The organism is Yoonia sp. (genome assembly GCF_046292185.1).
Lineage (GTDB): Bacteria > Pseudomonadota > Alphaproteobacteria > Rhodobacterales > Rhodobacteraceae > Yoonia.
Genome location: NZ_JBKBQY010000001.1, coordinates 110,429 through 134,967, shown reverse-complemented (window position 1 = coordinate 134,967; position 24,539 = coordinate 110,429). Strand labels below are relative to the sequence as shown.

25 protein-coding genes and 2 pseudogenes are annotated in these 24,539 nt (G+C 52.5%); 16 read left to right on the top strand and 11 right to left on the bottom strand.

The genetic code is table 11. The features are described from left to right. The coding region (locus ACK4TM_RS00665) for a terminase large subunit (RefSeq protein ID WP_409695155.1) at nucleotides 1-1,648 on the bottom strand (1,648 nt) is incomplete at its 3' end. Further along, complete coding sequence (locus ACK4TM_RS00660) at nucleotides 1,645-2,136, bottom strand: P27 family phage terminase small subunit (RefSeq protein ID WP_409695152.1); 492 nt, start codon at nucleotides 2,134-2,136, stop codon at nucleotides 1,645-1,647. The genes ACK4TM_RS00665 and ACK4TM_RS00660, both read right to left, overlap by 4 nt. 89 nt (nucleotides 2,137-2,225) lie before the next feature. Between ACK4TM_RS00660 and ACK4TM_RS00655 the strand changes: the two genes are divergently transcribed. Continuing rightward, nucleotides 2,226-2,630 carry an HNH endonuclease gene (locus tag ACK4TM_RS00655; RefSeq protein ID WP_409695149.1) on the top strand — a complete coding sequence of 135 codons (405 nt, stop codon included), beginning with the start codon at nucleotides 2,226-2,228 and terminating at the stop codon, nucleotides 2,628-2,630. A gap of 155 nt (nucleotides 2,631-2,785) precedes the next feature. Here ACK4TM_RS00655 and ACK4TM_RS00650 read toward each other — a convergent pair whose 3' ends face one another. The 4 genes from ACK4TM_RS00650 to ACK4TM_RS00635 form a co-directional block, all read right to left on the bottom strand. Further along, nucleotides 2,786-3,127, bottom strand: coding sequence for an H-NS family nucleoid-associated regulatory protein (locus ACK4TM_RS00650; protein WP_409695146.1), 342 nt, complete (start codon nucleotides 3,125-3,127; stop codon nucleotides 2,786-2,788). A gap of 1,154 nt (nucleotides 3,128-4,281) precedes the next feature. Continuing rightward, a complete protein-coding gene (locus ACK4TM_RS00645) occupies nucleotides 4,282-5,172 on the bottom strand; it encodes a hypothetical protein (protein ID WP_409695143.1) in 891 nt (296 codons plus the stop codon). A gap of 413 nt (nucleotides 5,173-5,585) precedes the next feature. After that, on the bottom strand, nucleotides 5,586-5,999 hold the full coding sequence (locus ACK4TM_RS00640) for a hypothetical protein (RefSeq protein WP_409695141.1): 414 nt from the start codon (nucleotides 5,997-5,999) through the stop codon (nucleotides 5,586-5,588). Further along, nucleotides 5,996-6,223: a hypothetical protein gene (locus ACK4TM_RS00635; RefSeq protein WP_409695138.1), complete on the bottom strand. Its 228-nt coding sequence runs from the start codon at nucleotides 6,221-6,223 to the stop codon at nucleotides 5,996-5,998. The genes ACK4TM_RS00640 and ACK4TM_RS00635 overlap by 4 nt, the downstream gene beginning before the upstream one ends. Nucleotides 6,224-6,341: 118 nt before the next feature. Here ACK4TM_RS00635 and ACK4TM_RS00630 point away from each other — a divergent pair, with 118 nt between their 5' ends. Next, nucleotides 6,342-6,905 carry an HNH endonuclease signature motif containing protein gene (locus ACK4TM_RS00630; RefSeq protein WP_409695135.1) on the top strand — a complete coding sequence of 188 codons (564 nt, stop codon included), beginning with the start codon at nucleotides 6,342-6,344 and terminating at the stop codon, nucleotides 6,903-6,905. 4 nt (nucleotides 6,906-6,909) lie between these two features. After that, on the top strand, nucleotides 6,910-7,065 hold the full coding sequence (locus ACK4TM_RS00625) for a hypothetical protein (protein ID WP_409695132.1): 156 nt from the start codon (nucleotides 6,910-6,912) through the stop codon (nucleotides 7,063-7,065). Nucleotides 7,066-7,108: 43 nt separating this feature from the next. Here ACK4TM_RS00625 and ACK4TM_RS00620 read toward each other — a convergent pair whose 3' ends face one another. Then, the gene (locus ACK4TM_RS00620; RefSeq protein ID WP_409695129.1) at nucleotides 7,109-8,881 is read right to left on the bottom strand and encodes a recombinase family protein; all 1,773 of its coding nucleotides are present in this window, start codon (nucleotides 8,879-8,881) and stop codon (nucleotides 7,109-7,111) included. 53 nt (nucleotides 8,882-8,934) lie between these two features. Here ACK4TM_RS00620 and ACK4TM_RS00615 point away from each other — a divergent pair. Beyond that, a pseudogene (locus ACK4TM_RS00615) lies at nucleotides 8,935-9,243 on the top strand (ATP-binding protein); the annotation flags it as partial. Nucleotides 9,244-9,421: 178 nt separating this feature from the next. Continuing rightward, nucleotides 9,422-9,541: pseudogene (locus tag ACK4TM_RS00610) on the top strand (hypothetical protein); the annotation flags it as partial. Nucleotides 9,542-9,589: 48 nt separating this feature from the next. Here the strand turns inward: ACK4TM_RS00610 and gshB are convergent. The 3 genes from gshB to rsmI form a co-directional block, all read right to left on the bottom strand. After that, nucleotides 9,590-10,549, bottom strand: a complete 960-nt coding sequence (gene gshB / locus ACK4TM_RS00605; protein ID WP_409695126.1) for a glutathione synthase — start codon at nucleotides 10,547-10,549, stop codon at nucleotides 9,590-9,592. Between the two features lie 67 nt (nucleotides 10,550-10,616). Further along, on the bottom strand, nucleotides 10,617-10,973 hold the full coding sequence (locus ACK4TM_RS00600; RefSeq protein ID WP_409695123.1) for a YraN family protein: 357 nt from the start codon (nucleotides 10,971-10,973) through the stop codon (nucleotides 10,617-10,619). Then, entirely contained in the window at nucleotides 10,970-11,830 is an 861-nt protein-coding gene (gene rsmI / locus ACK4TM_RS00595; RefSeq protein WP_409695120.1) for a 16S rRNA (cytidine(1402)-2'-O)-methyltransferase, read from the bottom strand. Before rsmI ends, ACK4TM_RS00600 begins: the two co-directional genes overlap by 4 nt. Before the next feature lie 103 nt (nucleotides 11,831-11,933). On the opposite strand from rsmI, the gene ACK4TM_RS00590 reads away from it, so the two are divergent. The 4 genes from ACK4TM_RS00590 (at nucleotide 11,934) to ACK4TM_RS00575 (ending at nucleotide 18,342) form a co-directional block, all read left to right on the top strand. Further along, nucleotides 11,934-13,112, top strand: coding sequence for a penicillin-binding protein activator (locus ACK4TM_RS00590; RefSeq protein ID WP_409695117.1), 1,179 nt, complete (start codon nucleotides 11,934-11,936; stop codon nucleotides 13,110-13,112). Beyond that, nucleotides 13,093-15,885: a [protein-PII] uridylyltransferase gene (locus ACK4TM_RS00585; protein ID WP_409695158.1), complete on the top strand. Its 2,793-nt coding sequence runs from the start codon at nucleotides 13,093-13,095 to the stop codon at nucleotides 15,883-15,885. Before ACK4TM_RS00590 ends, ACK4TM_RS00585 begins: the two co-directional genes overlap by 20 nt. 19 nt (nucleotides 15,886-15,904) lie before the next feature. Further along, on the top strand, nucleotides 15,905-17,467 hold the full coding sequence (gene murJ, locus ACK4TM_RS00580) for a murein biosynthesis integral membrane protein MurJ (RefSeq protein ID WP_409695114.1): 1,563 nt from the start codon (nucleotides 15,905-15,907) through the stop codon (nucleotides 17,465-17,467). Nucleotides 17,468-17,832: 365 nt separating this feature from the next. After that, complete coding sequence (locus ACK4TM_RS00575) at nucleotides 17,833-18,342, top strand: DUF421 domain-containing protein (RefSeq protein WP_409695111.1); 510 nt, start codon at nucleotides 17,833-17,835, stop codon at nucleotides 18,340-18,342. A gap of 229 nt (nucleotides 18,343-18,571) precedes the next feature. Here ACK4TM_RS00575 and ACK4TM_RS00570 read toward each other — a convergent pair whose 3' ends face one another. Continuing rightward, nucleotides 18,572-19,249, bottom strand: a complete 678-nt coding sequence (locus tag ACK4TM_RS00570; RefSeq protein ID WP_409695107.1) for a rhomboid family intramembrane serine protease — start codon at nucleotides 19,247-19,249, stop codon at nucleotides 18,572-18,574. A gap of 90 nt (nucleotides 19,250-19,339) precedes the next feature. On the opposite strand from ACK4TM_RS00570, the gene trpS reads away from it, so the two are divergent. The 7 genes from trpS to ACK4TM_RS00535 all read left to right on the top strand — a co-directional run bounded on the left by trpS (nucleotide 19,340) and on the right by ACK4TM_RS00535 (nucleotide 24,474). Further along, a complete protein-coding gene (trpS, locus tag ACK4TM_RS00565) occupies nucleotides 19,340-20,356 on the top strand; it encodes a tryptophan--tRNA ligase (RefSeq protein ID WP_409695104.1) in 1,017 nt (338 codons plus the stop codon). A 93-nt stretch (nucleotides 20,357-20,449) separates the two neighbouring features. After that, nucleotides 20,450-20,944 (top strand): VOC family protein, encoded by a 495-nt coding sequence (locus tag ACK4TM_RS00560; RefSeq protein WP_409695101.1) that lies wholly within the window; start codon nucleotides 20,450-20,452, stop codon nucleotides 20,942-20,944. 201 nt (nucleotides 20,945-21,145) lie between these two features. Beyond that, nucleotides 21,146-21,601, top strand: coding sequence for a universal stress protein (locus ACK4TM_RS00555; RefSeq protein ID WP_409695098.1), 456 nt, complete (start codon nucleotides 21,146-21,148; stop codon nucleotides 21,599-21,601). Between the two features lie 76 nt (nucleotides 21,602-21,677). Beyond that, on the top strand, nucleotides 21,678-22,241 hold the full coding sequence (locus ACK4TM_RS00550; protein ID WP_409695095.1) for a NifU family protein: 564 nt from the start codon (nucleotides 21,678-21,680) through the stop codon (nucleotides 22,239-22,241). Then, nucleotides 22,231-22,875, top strand: a complete 645-nt coding sequence (tsaB, locus tag ACK4TM_RS00545; RefSeq protein ID WP_409695092.1) for a tRNA (adenosine(37)-N6)-threonylcarbamoyltransferase complex dimerization subunit type 1 TsaB — start codon at nucleotides 22,231-22,233, stop codon at nucleotides 22,873-22,875. The genes ACK4TM_RS00550 and tsaB overlap by 11 nt, the downstream gene beginning before the upstream one ends. Before the next feature lie 11 nt (nucleotides 22,876-22,886). Then, complete coding sequence (locus ACK4TM_RS00540) at nucleotides 22,887-23,291, top strand: GNAT family N-acetyltransferase (protein WP_409695089.1); 405 nt, start codon at nucleotides 22,887-22,889, stop codon at nucleotides 23,289-23,291. 187 nt (nucleotides 23,292-23,478) lie between these two features. Beyond that, nucleotides 23,479-24,474, top strand: a complete 996-nt coding sequence (locus tag ACK4TM_RS00535; RefSeq protein ID WP_409695086.1) for a BMP family protein — start codon at nucleotides 23,479-23,481, stop codon at nucleotides 24,472-24,474. Nucleotides 24,475-24,539: the final 65 nt, after the last annotated feature.

Below are 24,539 nucleotides of genomic sequence, written 5' to 3'. Positions count from 1 at the left end.
TAACTTTTGCCTTTATTGCACCATGTGATGTAGCCCTACCAATGGCCATAATCATTGCAATGATAGCGTCAATCTTTAGTGCGTTGTCAGTTCCCTTCCTAACTTTGATATTTTCATTGTTATCAATGTAAATTTCTGCGTTGCTCAACTGCCATGCTAAGAACGGATCACCACTATGTTTTAGTGTGCCATTTCTGATTAACAGTTCAGTTTCTTTAGCGGCTGGTGACATCGATGATATCGCTTGTGGAAATTTCACCATTGTTAGGCCAGAATCTTGCAATAATGACGTGATTTGGCTGGCATTCCAGTTGTCATACGCGACTTCACGCAAGTCAAAGTCAGTGTTTAGCTGTTCAATATGTTTACGAATAACTGCATGATCCGCTACTTCACCTTCTGTAATGATTAGTTTTCCACTATCAACGGCGTTGCTGTAGATATTTCTGACGTGTTTCGGCGCTGATTTGTACGCTTCTTCTGGAATAAAACACGTTGCATCAAAGAAAAATTCACCATTTTCAGCCCAAACTTGTGAAACCGCTGTTAAGTCAGAAGTGGAACCCAAGTCTAACCCAACGTACATTGGAAGTTCTGTTTTCAGTTTTGTGACAGCGTTTTTGTTCCACTTATCTACTTCAATCCATGACTGACTTGTGCTGATGAATTCATTCAAATATTTTGTTCTGAAATTTGCGCGGGCTGCTGGTATCTCTTCTGCTTTTTTAAGTTCTTCATGAAGAAAATCAGTTTTAACAGACACGCCAAGGTTTGGATTGGCCTTGATCCAGTTGTTTGAATCTTTCCAGTTGTCACCTTCATCGATCTGGTAAGCGAGTGTGAAGATACGATCATCTTCCACGGTCCCATCCAGAACCTTTTTGGCGTAATCCAACTGTGTGTAGAAATAATTCGACTGTGCGCCGGGCTGTCCTGTGGTGATCATGACTGTCAAAGGGGATTTCTGGTTGCCCATTGATGACGTCACAACATCGAATAGGTCTTGGTTCGACACCGCAGCGGCTTCATCAACAATCGCCATTCTGATGTTCAGACCATCCAAAGATTTAGACTCTTTGGATAGTGGCCAGTAGCGTGACCACTTGTCAGGGTTGGCTAAGGCTTGCGCGGATTTCTTGAATCCTTTCGTCAGCCTTGGATCGCTGACCTGCATCATTCGGCCTGACATGTTCCAGACTAATTTCGCCTGTTCTCTCATAGTTGCCATGGTGACGATCTGAGACGCATCAGGGGCAAACATCAGTTCATATAGTGCCAGTGCGCCTAGCAGCGTAGACTTGCCGTTCTTGCGCCCAACAAGGATCAGTGCTGACGTGTAACGCCTGATTTCAGGGTCATTCTTGTCGATCCACCCGTAAAGATTTGAAAGGATGAATGCTTGCCACGGCTCTAAAACTACGTTGGTTCCAGCTACAGCACCTTCCACAAAATTCAAAAGTTGAACATATGTCAGCACATGTGCTGCATGGTCACGATTGAAGGTCCAGCGGAACGATGGTTGTTCTTGGCGATAGTCTAAATCGTGAATGAATTTTGCACATTGTTTGCGAACATAAATGCTGGACTTGATCTTGCCGCTTACAACGTCACGCGCATATTCAATGGCGTCGTCTACGCTGCATGTCACTTGTTAATAACCCGCATGTCCAAGAAATCAGCGACTGGATCAGCAGCAACTTTTTTTGGATCAAGGTTTACTGTTCTGGAAGTCGGCGTAAGGCGAAATTCGGAAAGCAAGATTCTTACTTCTCTTGCCGCTTCCATCGCAACAGTAGATGCTAATTTGCGTCCAAGTGTTGCCTCTGGATCGCGCTTATAAAAATTCAAAGATTTAATATAAATGCTTTGCGCCTCTACTAATTGTGAGAGCAGCACACTATCTATTTTCTTTGTCATCCCTTGTTCGTGCAAATGCTGTGCAAAATAATCAAATATGGCTTCACGATCTATTTCTGCATTACTATCCGTCACATGGTTCTGTGGTTCAACAAGTTCCTGCTGATCTTCTGGAACAGTGATGTTTTTGTGGCGGTAATCAACGTAGGTTCCTGTTAATTTTAATTCTTCCACACTCTTCCTGTTGCTGCCACCGCTACGGCCCTTCACTCCTGCCATATTATCCCTTCCTTTCTGTCTAATCCTAAATAAATGAAAAGTATCATTTGCTGTATTTAGGCATTGAAGAATTTCAGAAGGGGAACAGAATGAAAAAGGTAAAGAACGTAGCTTGTAGAGAATTGATGTGTGCAGGGCTGCGATGTGATGGAACAGATTCACGATGCATAAAAGACAAGATGAAAGTTCATAAAGCACCAGCGGTGATCAGTGAAGTTTCGATCAGGAACAATCACCAATGGTACAAACAATCACGTTGGAAGAAGATCAGGCTTGGCCAGCTATCCAAGCAACCACTGTGTCAGCGCTGTAGCAGTTTTGATATCGTGACTGCCGCTGTTCATGTCGATCACGTTATCCCGCACAAAGGGGATTCAAAGCTTTTCTATGATGCAGCCAACTTACAATCGCTTTGTCATGGCTGTCATTCGGTGAAAACTAAAGCGGAACAGCGTGGCGAAATTTTAGATTATCGAACTGTATCACCATTTTAAAACACGCATTTCCTGCGCTAGAAAAATTTTCCATGGGGGCTTGTGTAATCCTTTGTTTTTAATTTCTTAACTGGCGAAGTTAATGTGAATTAAACAAACAAAAAGGGCTGCATCGCGTGATGCAGCCCCTTTATAGCAGTCATATGTAGTGTAGATCAGCGTCCAGCTATGCGGATGGATTCAAGATCGCCACCATCAGCTTCAAAATCTTCCACCCATTGCGGTTTTGGGCGATGTTCTGGCCCGCTCCACGTCTGTTTTTTGTTCTCAGGGTTACGATACCTTGCCTGCACCTTGCCACGTGTGACACCACCCGGCTTGCTGGTCTTGGCGGTCTTGCTGCTGGATACTGGTCCAAACAAGTCTTCAACAGTGTAATCCAGCTTTTTCAGCAGAGCCTGCACTTGTTCACGGGCGTCTTCCTTGCCCTTTTCTTTGGCGATTTCTGATTGGATTCGCTGCATTTCTGCTTCGAGTTCTGCTACACGATCTGACATAATAAGTTCCTTTTGATATGTGGATTTGTTCTAAGCGCAACTTGTTATCGATGTAAAGATATATCGGAACACGGCGGAACAAAGTCCTCTTTCCTTAAAGGTGTTCCGATGGGTTTTGCAGCGGAACATAGTCTCTTTCTTCAAGATGACTCTGAAGGTGTTGCGGTGTGGATTCAGGAAAGACGGAAAGGCACACTCTGTAAGGATTATGACCTGAAGGAACGTCATGTAGATTTTGTAAGGATTCATGGTCCATAGGGTTTTGAAGAAATTTTGTAGGGATTTATGGCCCATAGGAACGTCATGGCAATCTGTAAGGATTATGGTCCTGAAGAGTCATCATGAAGATTTTGTAGGGATTTATGGTCCATAGGGTTCTGAAGAAATTTTGTAGGACCATAGAAGCCCTGTAGGACCTAATGGGCGACAAGGGATGCTAAGATCACCTAAAGGACGCTGTAGAACCGTACTGGTGTCTCATGACGCTGTAAGAATTTCTTCTTGATGGTATCATTACAAAAAACTGGAACGCGCAGCAATCGTCCAAAGGCCAAAGGCCTTTGGACGATTTATATTAAGATTGCTTTGGGTCAACTGTAAGAATGATATCTTATTCTGATTCCAAAAATTTTATCTTATTCTGATTCCAAAAATTTTATCTTATTCTGATTCCAAAAATTTTATCTTATTCTGATTCCAAAAATTTTATCTTATTGATTTTTCATTAGGACTTGATTAAATCCAGATTGAAAACGCAAGCGTTTCCGCCGCAAGCGTCGGGTTTTAATTTCTTCTTGATCATCTTCTTGACAAGGTTTCTATAAGACCTAATTTTTATATGATTTTATTTTTAAAGATTTTAAACTTATTAGGTTTTGAAGATTTTCATTTTGTTATGTGTTATACCAATATTAGTTAGATAAAGAAGAAAGTAGCAGACACGCCAAAAAAAGCTGATCCTACTGGATTTTCAGCTTTTCACTTGATCCATTAAGATCAAGATCATCTTCAACTCGAATCTGTTCAATAACAGGTCGCATATCAGATAAGGTACATTTCTGTCGATTCTTTCAAACCGTGGGACCACCCTGTGCATCCACAACCTTTATGTGTCGTAACTTTATTTATAATACTTTAACTGCTTAGAAGCCCTATCAGGCAACTTTTTTTACACAATCGATAACTTTATTTGTTTTTTTCTGTATATCGTCAAAGATATATTCGTTCATCTTGTCGATATGTGAATCAGGAAAAATGTGACCACTGTAACGCCAAGCATTTTTAACGCGAAAATCATTGTTCAACTTCGTCCAAACGCATGACACCACATCAAACATATGATCTTCAGTAACATGCCAAAGGCCACGATTTGCGATTTCTATGGTGATGAAATCGAAATATGCCATCATTGTGTCACGTTCACGGCCAGAATTCTTGAAGACTAATTTTTCTGTTCTGTTTGAACGTGCTTCCAGAACTATCTTGGTTTGTTCAAATTTTTCTTTCATTCCAAGCTGATCAGGACCAAAGGAATCTATGACTTTTTTGAAATATGCATCAGCAATTGCTTTCACAACAAACTTATCTTCACGAAAAACCATTTGGCCTTTTTTTCTGGAATGCTTCTTGTTTTTACCCAGCCTGTATCCGTTAACGCCTTGCGTGTAAGTCCTCATGACACCATCAGAAATGGTCCTGTGATATTTGCTTGATGACGCGACATAATCACCATCATCATTTTTTACATAGAAAGTTTTGGCGTCAGCGTTCAGATATTTTTCAAAAAATTTCAGATATATCTGTGATACCTTCATATTGCCAAGTGTCGATCCATGCTTTTTCATGGTGTGTTCTTTTACTTGATCAAGTGTCGCGACAGACAGCTTGTCGAACAAGTCCCGCTGCGCCTTTTCAACACTGTTATAGGTGGCAAGCACTTTGCCTTCGTTTGCAGCGCCCCAAAGCAGTTGATCAGGATTTCCGCATAAGATCAGCGAAAATCTGGTATCCCCTGCAAACTTTGATTTTTTTAGTAGAATTTTCATTTTCATCTTTCTTGGTTATGCTGTTCGCGGTGGTCAGTCGCTTGAATGTGAGTGTTATAGTCTTGTCTTCTTGGTGCTGATTTTATTTCGTGATCAGGCGTAACGATAAGCGGCTTTTTTTTGTGTTCCGTGAAAAGGTTTCCCAAAACGGTAAAGGTATTTATAACCCCGTTGACCTTGCAATGAAGATTTGGGGAATAATAGTTGCGATTTAGCATGAATAATATTCATACAAATTACTTACAACATGCATTTGATTCATATTGGTTTGGTGTCAGTATTTGGTCTAAAAGAAGAAGACGTAGACTGAAATCGTCTACGTCTTCTTCACCTCACAAACCACATCTAAGAAAGAGTGATAAACAGAATCGGGACCAACCGTTCATAGTGTTATTTATACCACACTAAGATTCTCAGTCAACAATAAATGGCCAAATACTGGGCATAAAATGCATTTCTTCGGGATTATTATCGTTTTCTTCATCCTCTGGATCAAAACCATAATAGCAAGCTGCTTCCGATGTGTCGTACATCGCCTCTTCCATCTTTTCCAGCCAATCTGCGCAGCCTTCATCTTGGTTATCATGCACCCATTCCAAGATGAGAAAGCACTCTCTTAGGCGATCTGACAACTCGCTTGGCTGCATCATTTTTGGTGTTTTCTTGATTTCGTTCACTGCATCCAAGCACCACATTGTCTTTGCGTGGCCATCTTGGATCATCCACTGAATCGCCTCTTTTAGCAGTTCATGATTTGACTTCAAAATATCCACTATGTCTTGATCGCTATATTCATCGATGAAGGGCTTATCGTTAAAATCCCTCATCCTTTGGTTTTTCCGTAAATTTTTTCGCGAAACTTGGCCATGTAGAATGGCACTTGCGAAGAATTTTGCGGCATCCCCCACTCTGCTATGATTTCTACCATCCATGGATCATCATACGGGTCATCATCTTCAGCGGCCAGTTTTGCAAAAAATTCTTCTGCATCATTTTTATCATCGTCTTCATTCGGAAATAATTCGTCTAAGATTTCTTTGATATCATTCATTTTTGTTTTTCCCTCTTATCTTGTTTCGCTACTATTATTTAGACAAATCAAGATTTCTCTCCTTATAAAAGAGAAATTTCCGTTTTTATAAATAGCTGTAAGTTGGTCATTTGAGCCAATGAACAGAAACAAAAATAAGAAACGGAAAAGCAAAGTGACCAACAAAAACAATTACACTGATCACAAGTTATTTTACGGATTTGATTACGATACAGTAGCATCAAAGTTCAAGTATGATCCTGAAACCGGCGTTGTTATCGGCCTTTGGTATAATGAACCGATCACTGCCACGGATTTCAACGGTTACGGTAAAGCATCGATCCACAATCCAGCGACTGGAAAACCCCAACATTTTTACCTGCACCGATTATGCTATTTTTTACACCATAAAAGTCTCGATCCTGATCTTTCGATAGACCACATAAATGGAATCCCGAACGACAACAGAATCGAAAATTTGCGACTTGTGACACAAACTGAAAATCGCAGAAACTATAGAATTTCTAAGAATAATCCTTGTGGTGTTCCAAATGTTTCGCGGTCCCAGAACGGTAAGCGTTTCGTGACCACCGTGAAAGGCCAGTACATAGGGACATATGACACACTTGAAATAGCTAATATTGCCGCAAAAGCCGCAAGGGCTGTTTTGGGATATCATAAAAACCACGGCAGAAAGGTTTGATACAATGACACAAGAGCAAAAAGCCTATATGGAAATGTTACTAGAACAGGATGATCTTGATCGCTTTTCTGTGCTGTTACAGTACTCATTGCGTTATCATATGGACGGAAATCAATATTGGGACGCTGTTAACACCATCGCAGCATCAAATCCAAGATAATATAGAAATGGCCAAGGATTCTCAGTCCTTGGCCTTAAACTTGTTAGTCATCAAGACTTGCATTGTTCACCATAAATTTGGCCATTTTTTTCCAATTCGTGAACATGCTACCTGCTGATGGTTTAACCGTTCTGAAATTTCCGTTTTTGAAGTAAATCTTAAAAAATCTGTTTTCCGCTGTTAATATTCGATGTCCATTAGGTGTTTTGAAATAATCAAAAAGTTCTTCATCCGTCACTTTTGGATATTTAAGTTTCCCTGCATCAGCAATAAGCTTTTCAGGCACGATTTCATGCACATCAGTTGGATGTAGTAGTTCATCTGTAAATGTGCAGTGTACAGTGATATAATCAATGTTCCTTTTCATTATGGAATGCATGGCATAGCGTAGGTTTCTGATTTTTTCATCATCCTCAGATTTTTTGATTTCATCATACGCATTAATAAAATTTTTCTGGTCTTGATCAACGCCAGCTTGATTGATTTCCTGAATTTTCTTTTCTATCGATTCTAGTTCTGCGTCTTGTGCTGCCATCTTTTCTGACAATTCCTTAGACTGCTTTACAAGATCGTCTAAAACTTGGGCTGGCAAATCCTTGATCCCAAATCGTGATATTAGCGTATTATAAATCTCTTGATCTTTTTGCTTTGAGTCAAGCAGTGATGCTTTCTGTTTTTCTAGTTCTTCTGATATTGATTTATTGTTGTTTATGATTTCAGAAAATTTTACTTCCTTACAGAACGCAATAAAGGCATTTTCAAAATCCAGATACTGCCATGAAGGGGCTGAACATCCATTTTTCTGTAAAGAATTAGTGCAGCGCAAATATTTGCCACCTTTTGGCGAAACGCCTTTATTCTTAAACGCCATCGATCCGCCGCATTCGCTACAGTATGCTAGGTTTGTAAACAAATTTGAAAAGCTTTCACCTTTGCGTCCAGTGTTGTTTAAACGTCCAGTTCGCCGCGATTTCGCAAGCAGAAAAGTTTCCTTTGTCACTACTGCTGGATAATAATTCTCTACTGGGTCACCAACAGGAATTCGCTTTCCATCGATTTTCTCACATGGTTGGAAAAGTCCATAAACAGCCTCATTTCTCAGTATCTTCAAAATATAACTGTTGTTCCAGTGTGGTGCAGCCGCGATTGGTGGGTACTTTTGGGGGTTACTGTTAAGGTCACGTGTAATCGTGTACGCCCCTTGTCCAGCTATGCAGCGATCAAAAATTTCACGAACAATGTCAGCCTTGTCTTCATCTATCAAAATTTCTTTGCCATCATCACTCAAATAAAGCCATTTTGGCACAACTGAAGTCATGGGCTTTTCAAGTATTGTTTTGCGCCGTTGAATCCAAGAAGCTTTGCCCCTTACGCTCTTTGTCGCACTTTCTTCATGTCCACGTCCCATGACCATGACTGACGTGAAAAGCTGACCGATATTAGAATTTATACTATCCTTCGTATAAACAATTCCATCTGTCAGTGTAATAATCTTGATCCCCTTGGTGAGCAAATTTGTGAACTGGTTTATTGCCGTAATCGGCGCTTGGCGTGACAAACGGTCCAAATTTTCGACCAGAAGCACAGTTCCTACTGGAATCTGTCCTTCATCAACCGCCTTGATGAAATGGCCCAAGTCGCCTTCCTTGCTGTTCGCGCCCGTGTATCCGCTAAGTCCGATGTCCTTTAGTTCATTGATAAGATTCAGACCGTGTTGTTCAGCGTATGCCTTGCTTGCGTCCAACTGGCGACGTATCCCATCGCCCGCTGTTTGTTTGTCTGTTGATATCCGCAGATAGCTATATGCATTTGTCATGTTCCGTCCTTTCGCATTGTTGTTATGACCTATTTATAGGGTTTCACAATGCGTATCACCTGCTTCTGGTCGGCGCGCCGGGGTCAGGCAAATCCATGCTGGCGGCGCGGATCGGGGGCATCCTGCCGCCTTTGTCGCCCGCCGAGGCGCTTGAAACCTCGATGATCCATTCGCTCGCAGGGTTGCTGGACGATGGCGGGATCAACCGCGAACGCCCGTTTCGCGAACCGCATCACACCGCTTCCATGCCAGCCATCGTCGGTGGCGGGCGCAGCGCCAAACCGGGCGAGATTTCTCTTGCGCATAACGGTGTGCTATTCATGGACGAATTCCCGGAATTTCCCGGTATTATGGAGCAAACTCACCACAAATAGTGGTAGTAACATCACATATGATGATGTATTTTGTGTCTTATGAAAGATATCACATATGAGCGCCCGAACACCGTATCGGGACTGGTCGCCAAGCACGAAGAGTTATCCGCCCTTCGCGACCGCTACAAAGCTGAGATTAAAAAGCTGACGGTGGATATAGATCACCTATCACCGGATTTTGCGGGTGGCGCGCACCATCGCCGATCTGGAAGGTTCGGATAACGTCCGCCGCCCGCATGTGGCCGAGGCTGTCAGCTATCGCCTCTCCCTGGCAAAAGAAGTATGAGAGTGTTCCCCGCGCCTGAATACGGGCAACCTCTGCACGGGTTCGGTCTCAGGCGGAGGCCGCAGGTCTGGCGCGCCGGGCCTCGATCGCTTGCCAGATTTTTGCGGCGATATTGCCGCCATCGAATCTTTCCAGCTCCTGAATACCGGTGGGCGAGGTCACGTTGATTTCAGTCAACCAATCGCCGATCACATCGATGCCGACGAAGATCTGTCCCTTTTCGCGCAACAGTGGCCCGATCCGGGCGCAGATTTCGCGGTCACGGTCGGTCAGCGCCACTTTTTCCGGGCGTCCGCCGACATGCATGTTGGACCGGGTTTCGCCTTTGGCAGGCACCCGGTTGATTGCGCCCACAGGTTCACCATCGACCAGAATCACCCGTTTGTCGCCTTTGGCGACGGCGGGCAGGAATTGCTGCATGATCAACGGCTCACGGTTAATACCTGAAAACAATTCATGCAGCGACGCAAGATTACCGTCACCCGGGGACAGTTTGAAAACGCCGGCACCGCCGTTACCGTAAAGCGGCTTCACGATCACTTCGCCATGCGCATCTCGGAAGTCGCGCAGCGTTTGCAGATCGCGGGCGATCATCGTCGGCGGGGTCAAGTCGGGGAAATTCAGCACCAGCAGCTTTTCGGGATAGTTGCGCACCCAGAACGGGTCATTCACCACCAGTGTTTCAGGGTTAATCATATCCAAAATATGCGTGGTGGTGATGTAGCCCATATCGAAAGGTGGGTCTTGCCGCAGCCAGACGACATCCATATCCCGAAGGTCAAGTTCGGCTGCATCACCAAGTATGAAATGATCGCCCCTGACCCGCTGCACCTGCAGCGGCCAGCCACGCGCAGTGACCCGGCCCTGATCATAGGCCAGCTTGTCAGGTGTGTAGTAAAACAATTCATGACCACGTGCCTGCGCCTCTTCCGCGATGCGGAAGGTGCTGTCGGCATCTATATTGATAAGACCGATCGGGTCCATCTGGAAGGCAACTTTCAACGCCATGGTGCAACCCCTTTTATCGCGGATGATTGCTACATGCCGCAGCAGGGCCGCCAGCGCAATGGGACGATCACGCTTCCATAAAGGCGTTTTCGATGACGCTGACGGCACCACGCCCATCTACGAGTGCCAGGTCAAAGCGCATGTCGGTCAATTGCCCCCGGGGTTCACCGGCAAGGTATTCCGACGCGCTGGCGCAAAGCCTGTCCATCTGCCGCCGTCCCAGCCGAAAAGCGGCCTGCGCGAAACTGGCGCTTTTCTTGACTTCGACGAAAACGAGTGTGTCGCCGTCGCGCATGATCAGATCGATTTCACCCGATTTTCCGCGCCAGCGTCGGGCCGCAACCTGATGAGCGCGTGCCGCATAATCGCGTGCCACGATATCTTCGGCAGCAAGTCCGGCGTGATAATTGGTCAAGCCATTCATTCCAGATCCCCCAGTCCAAGGGCAATCTGGTAAACTTGCCGCCGGGGCAGGCCCAACGCACCGGCCACCACAGTGGCTGCATCCTTCACACGCATGGTTTTCATCGCTTCTTTCAACGCCTCCGTTACATCCAGATCGGCAACATCGGTGGCACCCGCACGCCCGACCAGCACGACCAGTTCACCTTTCACATTGCGGCCTGCGTAAGCTTGCGCCACGTCAGTCAGCGTGCCGCGGGTGATTTCCTCAAACCGTTTGGTCAACTCACGGCAGACCACTACCTGTCTGTCGCTCCCCAATGTATCGCGCAAACTATTTAACATTTCCTCTACGCGTTTGGGACTCTCATAAAAAACCAAGGTAAACGGCGTATCGCGCAGGGCGGCGATTTCTGTCTCGCGTTGTTGCCGGGCTGCAGACAGGAAGCCCACAAAGGCAAAACGGTCTGTGGGCAGACCCGATACGGTCAGCGCCGCCAGAACGGCAGACGCCCCGGGCGCGGTGGTCACCGTCACATTCGCAGAAATTGCAGCGCGCCCCAGTTCATATCCCGGATCGGCAACGAGCGGCGTTCCCGCCTCGGAGACATAGGCGACGGATCTGCCCGCGACCATATCTGCGACAAGCCGGTTCACTGCGCCTTCACCACTGTGATCGTGAAAGGCCACGACCTTGCGGCCGTTCAGCGGAACGCCGTGGATTTCCATTAATTTGCGTGCGGTGCGCGTATCTTCGGCCGCGATCAGATCCGCCGAGGCGAGGATATCGAGCGCGCGCAAGGTGATGTCGCGCGCCGAACCGATGGGCGTCGCGACAAAATAAAGACCGGCAGAGAGTGGCTTGGTGATATGATTCATGGCTGGACCCGCGCCCCCCCTTCTTTATGATACGCTTCAAACCGTGCAGGGCCCGCCCGGTCAAAGTGCCGTCATCCTGCGCCAAACTGGAAGGAATACCATCATGGTCGCCCGTTTCTCTCAGGCCTGCAAGCCGGTTGCGCGCCTTTTCGCTTTTTTCTCGCTCGCATGGCTTGCCGCCTGTGACACCAATCTGCAGGATGTGACAGAAGTTGCGCCTAGCCGTGATACATCCCGTGGGGTGCAGGTCGCCTTGCTCGTGCCCGGCGGATCGGGTGAAAGCAGCGATGCTTTTCTTGCGCAGAACCTGGAAAACGCCGCACGCATGGCGATTGCCGACCTGAACGGGGCCGACATCAATTTGCGCGTATACAACACGGGCGGCGATCCTGCGCAGGCGGCGACAGTGGCCCGGATGGCGGTCGACGATGGCGCGCAGATCATCCTGGGCCCCTTGTTCGCCGAAGCTGCAAATGCGGCTGGTGTGGCGGTTTCGGGTGATAACATTAATGTTCTGGCCTTTTCCAACAACACGAGCATCGCCGGGGGCAATGTTTTCATTCTCGGCCAGACTTTTGACAATACTGCGCAGCGACTGGTGCAATATGCCAGCCGGCAGGGCGTCAACCGTTTCATGATCGCCCATGGTCAGGACATCGGCGGAGAAGCCGGTCGTGATGCCATCGCCCGCGCCGTGCGCAGCAACGGATCGACGCTTGTCGCGACTGAATCCTATCCGCTGTCGCAAGCCGGGATTTTCTCGTCCACACAGCGATTGGTCCGCACGGCAGAATCGACAGGCGCACAGGCGATCTTTGCCACCGCTGGGGCCAATGCCGATCTGCCAAGCATCGCGACCGGCCTGCCCGATGCGGGCCTCGATATCGAACAAACACGGCTGATCGGCCTGACCCGCTGGGATACGGTGCCGCAATTGCTGGAACTGCCCGGCGTGCAGGGCGGCCTCTTTGCCCTGCCCGACCAAGGCCCGGCGACCCTTTTCCAGAACCGCTATGAGGCCCGCTATGGCGCGAAACCGCATCCTCTGGCCGGGTTGGCCTATGACGGGATCGCCGCCATCGGCGCGCTGATGTCTTCGGGTGACGGGGCATTGACCCGGCGTGCCCTGACCACGTCACAAGGGTTCCGTGGCACATCAGGGGTGTTCCGCCTGCTGCCGGATGGACGCAACGAACGTGGGCTGGCCGTCGCCACAATTCAACAAAATCAGGTAGTCATCCTTGAACAAGCCCCTAGAAATTTTGGCGCCGCCGGGTTCTGAACCCGTCCGCACCCGCCATGTCGAAGCGCCGGACGGACTGATCTGTCCGGCGTCCGTCATTTTCGACAGGGCGGCGGTCATGGCCCGCATTGCAGATGAAACTGCCGATACCGCATCCGAAAAGGACGTGCGTCTGATCACCGTGCGCATCCTGACAGAGGCGCGTCAGGCGGGCCTTGCCGAGATCAGCACGTCTTTTGCAATGCAACCTTTTGCGTCCCGTCCGACGACGCGGGCCTATTCCTGGCTGACCGATCAGATCGTCACCATCATTCTGGAGATCGCAGCCCAGCGCCTGCATCCCGCGCCCAACCCAACCGAGGCGGAAAAGCTGTCCCTGATCGCTGTGGGGGGCTATGGGCGCGGCGAAATGGCCCCACATTCCGATGTCGATCTGCTGTTTCTGACGCCTTACAAGATCACCCCATGGGCCGAAAGCGTGATCGAATCCATGCTTTACATGCTTTGGGATCTCAAGCTGAAGATCGGCCATGCCAGCCGCAACGTCAAAGATTGCGTCCGTCTGGCGCGCGAGGATTATACGATCCGCACATCCCTGGTCGAATGCCGCTATCTGGCGGGGGACAAGGTGCTGGCCGATACGCTGAACGAACGGCTCTGGTCGGAACTCTTCAAATCCACGGCAGGTGACTTCATCGAGGCCAAGCTGGCTGAACGTGCGGAACGGCACCGCAAACAGGGCGGCCAGCGTTACATGGTCGAACCCAATGTCAAGGAAGGCAAAGGCGGATTGCGTGACCTGCAATCCTTGTTCTGGATGAGCAAATACGTCAACGGCGTGAAAGATGCCGCCGAATTGGTGGGTCTTGGCGTGTTCACGCGGGACGAATTCGAGGCCTTCGTGAAGGCCGAGGATTTTCTTTGGGCCGTGCGATGCCATCTGCACATGATCGCAGGCCGTGCGGTAGACCAGTTGACCTTTGACATGCAGGTCGAGGTGGCGGCCGCAATGGGCTATACCGATCACGGCGGCAGGCGCGCGGTCGAACATTTCATGCAGGCCTACTTCCGCGAGGCGACCCGCGTGGGTGAACTGACACGTGTCTTTCTGACAGCACTAGAGGCGACCCACACCAAACCCGAACCAATGCTGATGCGCCTTATGGCGCGTCGCAAACGGGCCAAGCCGCCCTATACGATCAAGCAGAACCGCCTGACCGTGGCGGATGAGCCGGCGTTCTTTGCCGACAAGCTGAATATGATCCGAATCTTTGAAGAGGCGCTGCGCACCGGCACATTGCTGCACCCGGATGCGATGCGCCTGATCGCGTCACATCTGCATGTGGTGGATGATGAATTGCGCAACAGCCGCGAGTCCAGCCGGATTTTTCTGGACATGATGCTCAAACACGGCAACCCCGAACGCGGCTTGCGCCGGATGAACGAGCTGGGGATGCTGGGCGCCTTCATGCCCGAATTCGCGCCCATCGTGGCGATGATGCAGTTCAACATGTATCACCATTACACGGTCGACGAACACACGATCCAATGCATCAGCAACCTTGCGCAGATCGAACGGGGTGAGCTGATCGAGGAATTGCCGGTCGCCAGCGGCATCCTGAAACGCGGTATCAACCGCAGGGTGCTCTATGTCGCGCTGCTGCTACATGACATCGGCAAGGGCCGGCCAGAAGATCATTCCATCATCGGTGCACAGATCGCGCGCAAGGTCTGTCCGCGCCTGGGGCTGAGCAAAAAGGAATGCGAAACCGTCGAATGGCTGATCCGCTATCACTTGCTGATGTCCGATGTGGCGCAGAAACGCGATATTTCTGAACCGCGCACGGTGCGTGGCTTTGCCAATGCGGTCAAATCAGTGGAACGGCTGGACCTTCTGACGGTGCTGACCGTCTGCGATATCCGCGGCGTGGGTCCCGGAACCTGGAACAACTGGAAAGCGGTGCTGATCCGCAACCTTTACAAGGCGACTAAGGCGGCGCTGGAAACGGGTCTCGAAGACCTCAACCGCGAAAGCCGCGAGGCAGAGGCGAAACGCGCCTTGCGCAAGACATTGGAAAACTGGGACGCCAAGGCGATCAAGACAGAGATGGGCCGCCACTATGGCCCCTACTGGCAGGGCCTGCCCAATGCCGCGCATGTCATCTTTGCCAAACTGCTGCGTGATATCGACGACACCGAAATCTGCATCGATCTGATGCTAGATGCCGACCGTGACGCCACCCGCGCCTGTTTCGCACTGGTCGATCATCCGGGTTTATTCAGCCGGATGACCGGCGCTTTGGCGCTGGTCGGGGCCAATATCGTCGATGCGCGCAGCTATACCTCCAAGGATGGTTATGCGACGGCCGTGTTCTGGGTGCAGGATGATGATGGCAATCCTTATGAGGAAAGCCGCCTGCAACGCCTGCGCCAGATGATCAGCCGCACCCTGCGCGGTGAAGTCGTGGCGCGCGAGGCGTTGAAAGACAAGGACAAGATCAAGAAACGCGAACGTGCATTCAGGGTCGATACCAAGATCACATTCGATAATGAAGGGTCGGAAATCTACACAATCATCGAGGTGGATACCCGCGACCGTCCCGGTCTGCTTTATGATCTGACGCGGACACTGGCCAATGCGCATGTCTATATTGCCTCTGCCGTGATTGCGACCTATGGCGAACAGGTGGTGGATACGTTCTATGTCAAGGATATGGTCGGGTTGAAATATCATTCGGAAGCCAAGCGCCAAAGCCTGGAACGCAAATTGCGCGAAGCCATCGTGCAGGGTGCAAAGCAGGCGATATCTTGATCAAAACAGGACGCGCTGCATGAAACAGGTGCGCCTGATGTCCGGCTTTTTCACAGTCGGTCTGTGGACCTTGCTCAGCCGCCTGGCGGGTTTCGTACGTGATATCTTTATCGCGGCCTATCTGGGCTCCGGCCCGGTAGCCGAGGCTTTTCTCGCGGCTTTTTCCCTGCCCAACCTGTTCCGCCGCTTTTTTGCCGAAGGCGCGTTCAACATGGCCTTCGTGCCGATGTTCTCCAAAAAGCTGGAGGCGAATGACCGCCCGCAGGAATTCGCGCAGGATGCGTTTCTGGCGATGTCGGTGATCCTGTCGATCTTCACTGTGATCGGGATCATCGCAATGCCCGCGTTGGTGGCGGCGATGGCCAGCGGATTCATCGGTGACGAACGGTTCGAGCTGGCGGTTTATTACGGGCGGATCGCCTTTCCCTATATCCTGTTCATCTCGCTGACTGCCTTGCTGTCGGGCGTGCTGAATGCCACCGGTCGCTTTACCGCTGCGGCCGCCGCGCCGGTGATCCTGAACGCGGGTTTCGTGGCCGCGATCCTGATCGCGGCGGCCACCGGGACAATGCCTGCAATGGAACAGCCCGAACGGATCGGCCTATGGCTGGCCTGCACCGTGCCGCTGGCTGGGATCGGGCAATTGGCGGTGGTCTGGTGGGCGGCAAGCCGCGCCGGTTTTACCTTGCGGATCGGGCGCCCGCGGATGACGCCCGCACTGAAACGGCTGGCGATCATCGCTGCCCCTGCCGCGCTGGCCGGTGGCGTGGTGCAGATCAACCTGCTGGTGGGCCGGCAGGTTGCCAGCTATTTCGACGGTGCTTTTTCATGGCTGTCCTATGCCGACCGGCTGTATCAACTTCCCCTCGGCGTTGTCGGCATCGCCATCGGCGTCGTGCTGCTGCCTGACCTGTCGCGGCGGTTGCGCGCGAATGATCTCGCGGGGGGCAAGGATGCGTTCAACCGCGCCTGTGAAGTCTCGCTCGCCCTGACGATCCCCGCTGCGGTGGCGCTGATGGTGATTGCGCTCCCCTTAGTCGGGGTGCTGTTCCAACGCGGTGCCTTTGGCCCGGATGATACCGCCGCCACCGCCTTTGCCGTGGCGGTTTATGGGCTGGGCCTGCCCGCCTTTGTCATGCAAAAGACCTTGCAGCCACTGTTTTTTGCGCGCGAAGACACCAAACGCCCGTTCTATTACGCGCTTGCAGCGCTGGTCCTGAATGCCGTGCTTGCCGTGGGCCTGTCGCCGTTCCTCGGCTTTATCGCCGCCGCCTATGGCACCAGTGCGACCGCTTGGGCGATGGTCTGGCTATTGTGGCGTGGCAGCCGGAACATGGGTGAGGCTGCCGATTTCGACGCGCGGTTCAAATCGCGCTTGCCCCGGATCATCGCTGCATCCGTGGCGATGGGGCTGATCCTTGCCGCGCTTGCCCATGTGATGGCCCCGCTTTTCGCGATCCCGACCTGGCGCTATCTGGCGCTGCTTGCATTGATTGTACTGGGGGCGGTCAGCTACTTCGGAATCGGCCAGTTGATCGGTGCCTTCCGGCTGGCTGAATTTCGCCGCGCGATGAAACGCTGATCTTCATCACCTGCGCGGGGATATCCACACGAGGGCGCCCTGTTCGCTTTGCCTGAAATACTTGTCCGTTGATTTTTGTGTATCGTCTGTCGCGCCGCAGGCCGTGTTTCATGGCGCAGCAGCGATCATTCTTGTTGTCCCGACCCTGGACAACTGCAGCGGTATAGACATTGGCCATCATGATCATGATACGAAGAATGGCTACAGACGGGTAGCATTCACATACTCATCGCTGAGATGGTGTTCTTCGTGGGGTGGCGGAGCATTTTTTGCCTCGCAACCTATCAAACAGCATGCAAAATTGACCTATCAATGCAACCTTGGACCAAGAGACGTTGATGGGCCAATGAACAAAGAGCTACAATATGATCGCAGAGACCGGGGCTTTTTTCGTTTGGTTACTGGGATTGGACGAAGACACGCTCAGCGTCCGGCACATGGTTGCTCGCGCCGTCGTGGTTTTTGCCTTTGCGCTCATGATCGTACGGTTCGGGAATAAGCGCTTCATCGGAGCCAACACCGCATTTGATGTTATTCTTGGTGTTATGCTGGGCTCTGTCATCAGTCGGGCCATTACCGGGCAATCGCCGTTTGTACCGACATTATGCGCCGCGCTGGTTCTGGTCGCACTTCACGGTATTTTCGCAAACGTCGCTGTCCGGTTCGACCCTTTCGGAACTTTGGTCAAGGGTAGCGCGCGCAGGCTCATTCAGGATGGCAAGGTTGACTGGGACGCGATGCGCCGAAGCAACCTCAGTCGGGACGATCTGCTCGAAGCCTTGCGGCTCCGGGCCGGCTTGCAAGACTTGGAAAAGATCAAGGAGGCCAGACTGGAGAGGAACGGCGAAATCAGTTTCATCCGCCATGATGAGTAAGTTCTAAAGATCATCCAATCTGTCACGACACCTGTGCCGGGATGCTCTTCGGGCGGTGATCATTGTCAGACTATCGCAAGAAATGGTGCAGCCTTGGGATCACCTGCCTGTCTCGTGATTGAATACATGCGCGAGTGCTCAGCAGGACAAGACAAGCAACTTTGCATATGTACTCACCCTTGGGGCAGAGGAAGTTATCCGCGCCCATGTTTCCCGGCTCGCTCACATTTCAGGACCGCTCGCGCAACCGGTGCAACAGCAAGGCCCAGCCGCCCGGTGCCAGAGGGATCGCCAGCGCGAGACCCGCCGCAAAACCCGACAATTCCGCGATCCACGACTGACCGCCGCCAAAGATCAGCCCGAACAGCAATTGCAGCGCCAGCAGGAACCCGATCAGTTGAAACGCCCGCAGTTGGTTCTCGCCCGCCTGCCCCAGCCGCAGCCAGAGCACATAAGTATAGGCGCCAATCAAGCCGTAAACCGGGGTGAAGCCGCCCAGCAACGGTGCGTTCCCCTCAACCAGCAGCCCATAGATGACGGCCCCGACAATTGCGGTCATGAAATAGATTGCCAGCACCTTCAGCCCGCCAAAATATTCGGATGTGAACTTGCCCAGCGCCAGGGTCAGCGCGGCACAAAACGCCGCCTGCACGATTTCGACATTGATGAATGGATAGGTCACGAACCGCCACAGGATATCAGGCGAAAAATCATGCTGCACCAACACCCTTTCCAGCACCGCGGGAGAATAGCCGAACATGCCGATCCCCTCCATCCGCCAGCCGACGCCGCGCGGACCACCAACCAATCCGGCATTGGCGAGCTGAAACACAGCCTCTGCCCCGATGATCAGCAGGGCAAGTGCGATGACGACAGGCGAAAGATCGTTGATCGGTTTCTCGGACATCGGCAAAGCCCTTTGCGGCTGTTGAAGTTGACGGGTCTGTCTGGCATGGGTATGCGAGCCTCAGCCTGAAATCCAGCCCGGACAGTGACCATGACCCAGACAAGTTTTACTCCACGTGTGTTTTCCGGCATCAAACCATCAGGCGGGTTGCAATTGGGCAATTATCTGGGCGCAATCAAGCGGTTTGTCGGCATTCAAGGATCCATGGAAACGATCTATTGCGTGGTCGATCTGCACGCGATCACGGTCTGGCAGGACCCCAAGGATCTCGCCAACGGAACACGCGAAGTTGCAGCGGGCTATCTGGCCGCTGGCCTCGATCCGGCGAAATCCATTCTGTTCAACCAAAGCCGGGTGTCAGCCCATGCCGAATTGGCTTGGATCTTCAATTGCGTCGCCCGCGTCGGCTGGATGAACCGGATGACCCAGTTCAAGGACAAGGCGGGATCGAATGCGGAAAAGGCATCGCTGGGCCTTTATGCCTATCCGTCGTTGATGGCGGCTGACATTCTGATCTATCACGCCACCCATGTCCCAGTGGGCGAGGATCAGAAACAGCATGTCGAACTGACGCGCGATATCGCGGCGAAGTTCAACCATGATTACGGCGTTGATTTCTTTCCGATGACCGAACCGGTGATCGATGGACCCGCGACGCGCGTGATGAACCTACGCGACGGCACCAGGAAAATGTCCAAATCCGGCGAAAGCGATATGGAACGGATCAACATGCTGGATGATGCCGACACGATCGCCAGGAAGTTCAGGAAGGCCAAGACCGACCCCGAACCGCTCCCCGAAACTGTCGAAGGGCTGACAACCCGGCCAGAGGCACGCAATCTGGTCGAGATTTACGCAGCGTTGGACGACACCACGCCAGAGGCGGTGATCGCGCAATATCCCGGCGCAGGCTGGGGCACGTTCAAACCGGCGCTGGCCGATCTGGCGGTGGCCAAGCTCGCGCCGATTTCGACAGATATGGCGCGTTTCATGGCGGACCCGGCAGAAATTGACCGTATTCTGGCCCAAGGCGCCGACAAGGCCCGCGCGATTGCAGCACCGATCCTGCAAAAGACCCATGATATCGTGGGTCTGTTGCGCGGTTGATCTGCATGGCCGCACAGGCCTTGCATAACGATGCCGGATAGCGGCGGGCGCGATTGATGTTACCCTATCAGCAAAGCTGAAAGGAAAACGATCATGTCTGCCCCCGCTGCCACCCGCGTCGGTCACGTACATCTGCGTGTATCAAATCTCGACCGATCCATCGCGTTCTATGCCGATGTGCTGGGGTTTCATGTCACCCAGCGCTATGACTCGGGTGCGGCCTTTCTTGCCGCGGGTGATTATCACCACCATATCGGGCTGAACACCTGGGAAAGCCTTGGCGCAACGCCGCCGCCGGCGGGACATACCGGGCTTTATCATACCGCCTTTCTATATCCTGACAGGACCGCACTTGGTGCCGTGATCGCGCGTGTGCTGTCGGCGGGACTCCCGCTTGACGGTGCCGCTGACCACGGGGTGAGCGAGGCGGTCTATCTGCGTGATCCGGACGATAACGGCGTCGAACTTTACGTCGATAAACCGATGTCCGACTGGCCCCGCCATTCGGACGGTCGGCTGCGGATGGTCAACGCGCGGCTGGATGTGCAGTCCCTGCTCGATCTGGCGGCGAAGACGTCACAAAACTGAATCCCGCCGATGCGACGCTGGGCCTGCGCTGCATGGATTCGCTCTGCTCCGCGCCCCCGGGTCGGTGCCATCCGCCCCCCTTTGGTACCCCGGTTCTGCAGGCACCCGGCGTTTCCCCGGCGTCGGGTGCCACCGCCCCACGATCCCCGTTGCCAGCATCATATCCATGGTTCACAATATCCCCCGAACAGGAGAGTGATAATGCGCAAGTTTCTGGTCATCCTAGATGACAGCCGCGAATGTCTGAACGCCATGCGCTTTGCCGCGATGCGTGCCGCCCATACCGGCGGCGGCGTGGCGATCCTGTCGGTGATTCCGCCCGATGAATTCAACCATTGGATCGGGGTGGGTGAAATCATGCGCGCCGAAGCGCGGGAACGGATCGAGGTCCATTTCGAAGTGTTCGCCAAATGGATGCGCGACAAGCAGAACGTGAACCCCGAACTGATCATCCGCGAAGGTGAACCTTTGACAGAGATCATGGCGCAGATCAGCGAAGACAGCAGCATCGGTGTGCTGGTGCTGGGTGCCGGCACCGATAACAAAGGCCCCGGCCCGCTGGTCACACAGCTCAGCCGTCAGGCAGGCAGCCTGCCGGTGCCGATCACCATCGTGCCGGGCGATCTGTCCAAGGAACGGCTGGAACTGATCACGTGATTTAGAACGATTCTAAAACCTTGACAGATGACGCGCTGATAGGCATATATCAATCCTGACAAAGAAGGTCCGCGCCATGTTCATCCAAACCGAATCGACCCCGAATCCAGCAACGCTGAAATTCCTGCCCGGCCAGAACGTGCTGGAGGTTGGCACAGCCGATTTCCCCAACGTCGAAGCAGCAGAGAATTCGCCCCTGGCCAAGCGCATCTTTGCGACCGGTGGGGTGGCTGGCGTGTTCTTTGGCATCGACTTTGTGACGGTGACCAAGACGGATGACGTCGAATGGGACCATATCAAACCCGGCATTCTGGGTGCGATCATGGAACATTACCAATCCGGCCAATCGGTCATGGCAGAGGATCACAAACCGGTCAGCGGCCACGCCGAACACAGCGGTGAAGATGCCGACATCGTTACGCAGATCAAGGAATTGCTTGATACCCGTGTGCGCCCAGCCGTGGCGCAGGATGGTGGCGACATTACTTTCCACGGCTTTGACCGCGGCATTGTCTATCTGCATATGCAGGGCGCTTGCGCCGGTTGCCCGTCGTCCACGCTGACGCTGAAAATGGGTATCGAAAACCTGCTGCGCCATTACATCCCCGAAGTGGTCGAGGTGCGGCCTGTTGCCGCCTGAGACCAGATTGATCGCATTCGACACATCGGCGGCGCATTGCGCCGCCGCTTTGCTGTTGGGTGACCGGGTCGTGACCCGCGTCGATGACATGGCCAAGGGACAGGGCGAGCATCTGCTGCCCATGCTGCAAGAGATGTTGACGGCAGAAGGACTGGCATGGCGCGATCTGGACGGGATCGGCGTCGGCACCGGACCGGGCAATTTTACCGGAATCCGCATTTCCGTCAGCGCCGCGCGCGGACTGGCGCTGGGGCTGGGCAAGCCAGCGGTGGGTGTGTCGCTGCTGGAAGCGCAGGCATGCGGGCTGGATGGCGTCGTCGTCTCCTGTCTCGATGCGCGGCGGGATATGATCTATATACAGGTGTTCGGAGCGGGTGACAGGGTGCCGCAGCTTTGCGCGCTGGATGACCTGCCGCCCATTTCAGTCAATGCGCGGATCATCGGGCCTGTGGCTGAACAGATCAGCGCGCTCACAGGACTTGCCGTCGTGACGCCATCGGAACCACCGATCAATGCTATCGCCCGGATTGCAGTGCAGCGGATCGGCGGAGAAAATTCCCGCCCGACACCGCTTTATATCCGCCCCCCCGATGCAGCCCCAGCGCGCGACGCGGCGCCGATGATCCGGCCATGACTCCAGAGGTGATGGCAGACATCCATAAGAACGCGTTTTCAACGACACGGTCATGGTCGGCGGCGGAGTTTCGCGGTCTGATCAACCAGCCCGGCACGATCATTGCAGGCGATTCCCGCGCATTTGCCCTGCTGCGTGTGACCATGGACGAGGCCGAATTGCTGACCATCGCCACCACCCCCGCCCACCGCCGAAAAGGTCTGGCGTATGATGTGCTGGCACAGGCGGAAGATATGGCGCAAGCAAAAGGGGCGACAGCGATTTTCCTGGAAGTTGCGGAGGACAACGTTCCTGCGCGCGCGCTTTACGCGCAGGCAGGTTATGCGCAGGTTGGCCGCCGTCCGGGATATTACTTGCCCAAAGATGCAGCAGCTGTCGCCGCACTTGTCCTCAGCAAGGCATTGGCATCCAGCTAACGCGGCGTTAGGTTGAAATGTCATGATCAATCCATCGCCACTTGCTTTTATTTGCGCAAAAACCTGTTGATCTTCCGCGCGTGGCGGGGCCTTATCTTGCGATGGTCCGGCAACGACCGGCTTGGTTTACAACAACGGCACGGCACGGGTGATCATCCGGCTTTGCACAACGATCTGGGAGACTGATATGACCCTCATGCATAAACTTCTCGGTGCATCCGCAGCACTGGCCCTGACGGCAGGTGCGGCGGCCGCTGATCCGGCAATACTGTTCGATCTGGGCGGCAAGTTCGACAAATCCTTCAACGAAAGCGCCTATAACGGTGCCGAACGTTGGGCGACAGAAGCCGGCGGCAGCTATGCGGAGGTGGAAATCCAATCCGATGCGCAGCGCGAACAGGCGATCCGTCGCTTTGCAGAATCCGGTGCGAACCCGATCGTGATGGCTGGCTTTTCATGGGCCACACCACTGGAACGCGTCGCCGCAGATTATCCCGAGACAAGTTTCACCATCATCGACATGGTCGTTGATGCCCCCAACGTGCGGTCGGTTGTGTTCAACGAACATGAAGGGTCGTATCTGGTCGGCATGCTGGCTGCGATGGCATCGGAAACCGGTACCGTTTCGTTTGTCGGCGGCATGGATATCCCCCTGATCCGTAAATTCGCCTGTGGCTATGCCCAAGGCGTGTTGGCCGTGAACCCCGATGCAACAGTCGTCGCCAATATGACAGGGACCACACCCGCGGCATGGAATGATCCGGTCAAAGGGTCTGAACTGACATTGGCGCAGATCAGCCAAGGGTCCGACGTTGTCTTTGCGGCGGCTGGCGGCACCGGCGTCGGCGTATTGCAGACAGCGGCGGACAACGACATCCTGTCCATCGGCGTCGATGCGAACCAGAACTTTATGCATCCCGGTCAGGTCCTGACATCAATGCTGAAACGCGTCGACAATGCGGTTTATGATGCCTTCACCGCTGGCACCGATCTTGAAACCGGCATCAATGTCATGGGCGTCGGCGACGATGGCGTGGGCTATGCGCTGGATGAATACAATGAAGAGCTGATCACCGCTGAAATGCGTGAAACGGTCGATGCAGCGGCTGCTGAAATCGCGGCGGGCGATCTGGTCGTGCATGATTATTCATCTGACGAAACCTGCCCGGTGCTGAGCTTCTAAGCCAGCCCCACCGGCCACATATCAAGGCCGCGCTGATTTTTCCGCGCGGCCTTTTGCATAAAGGA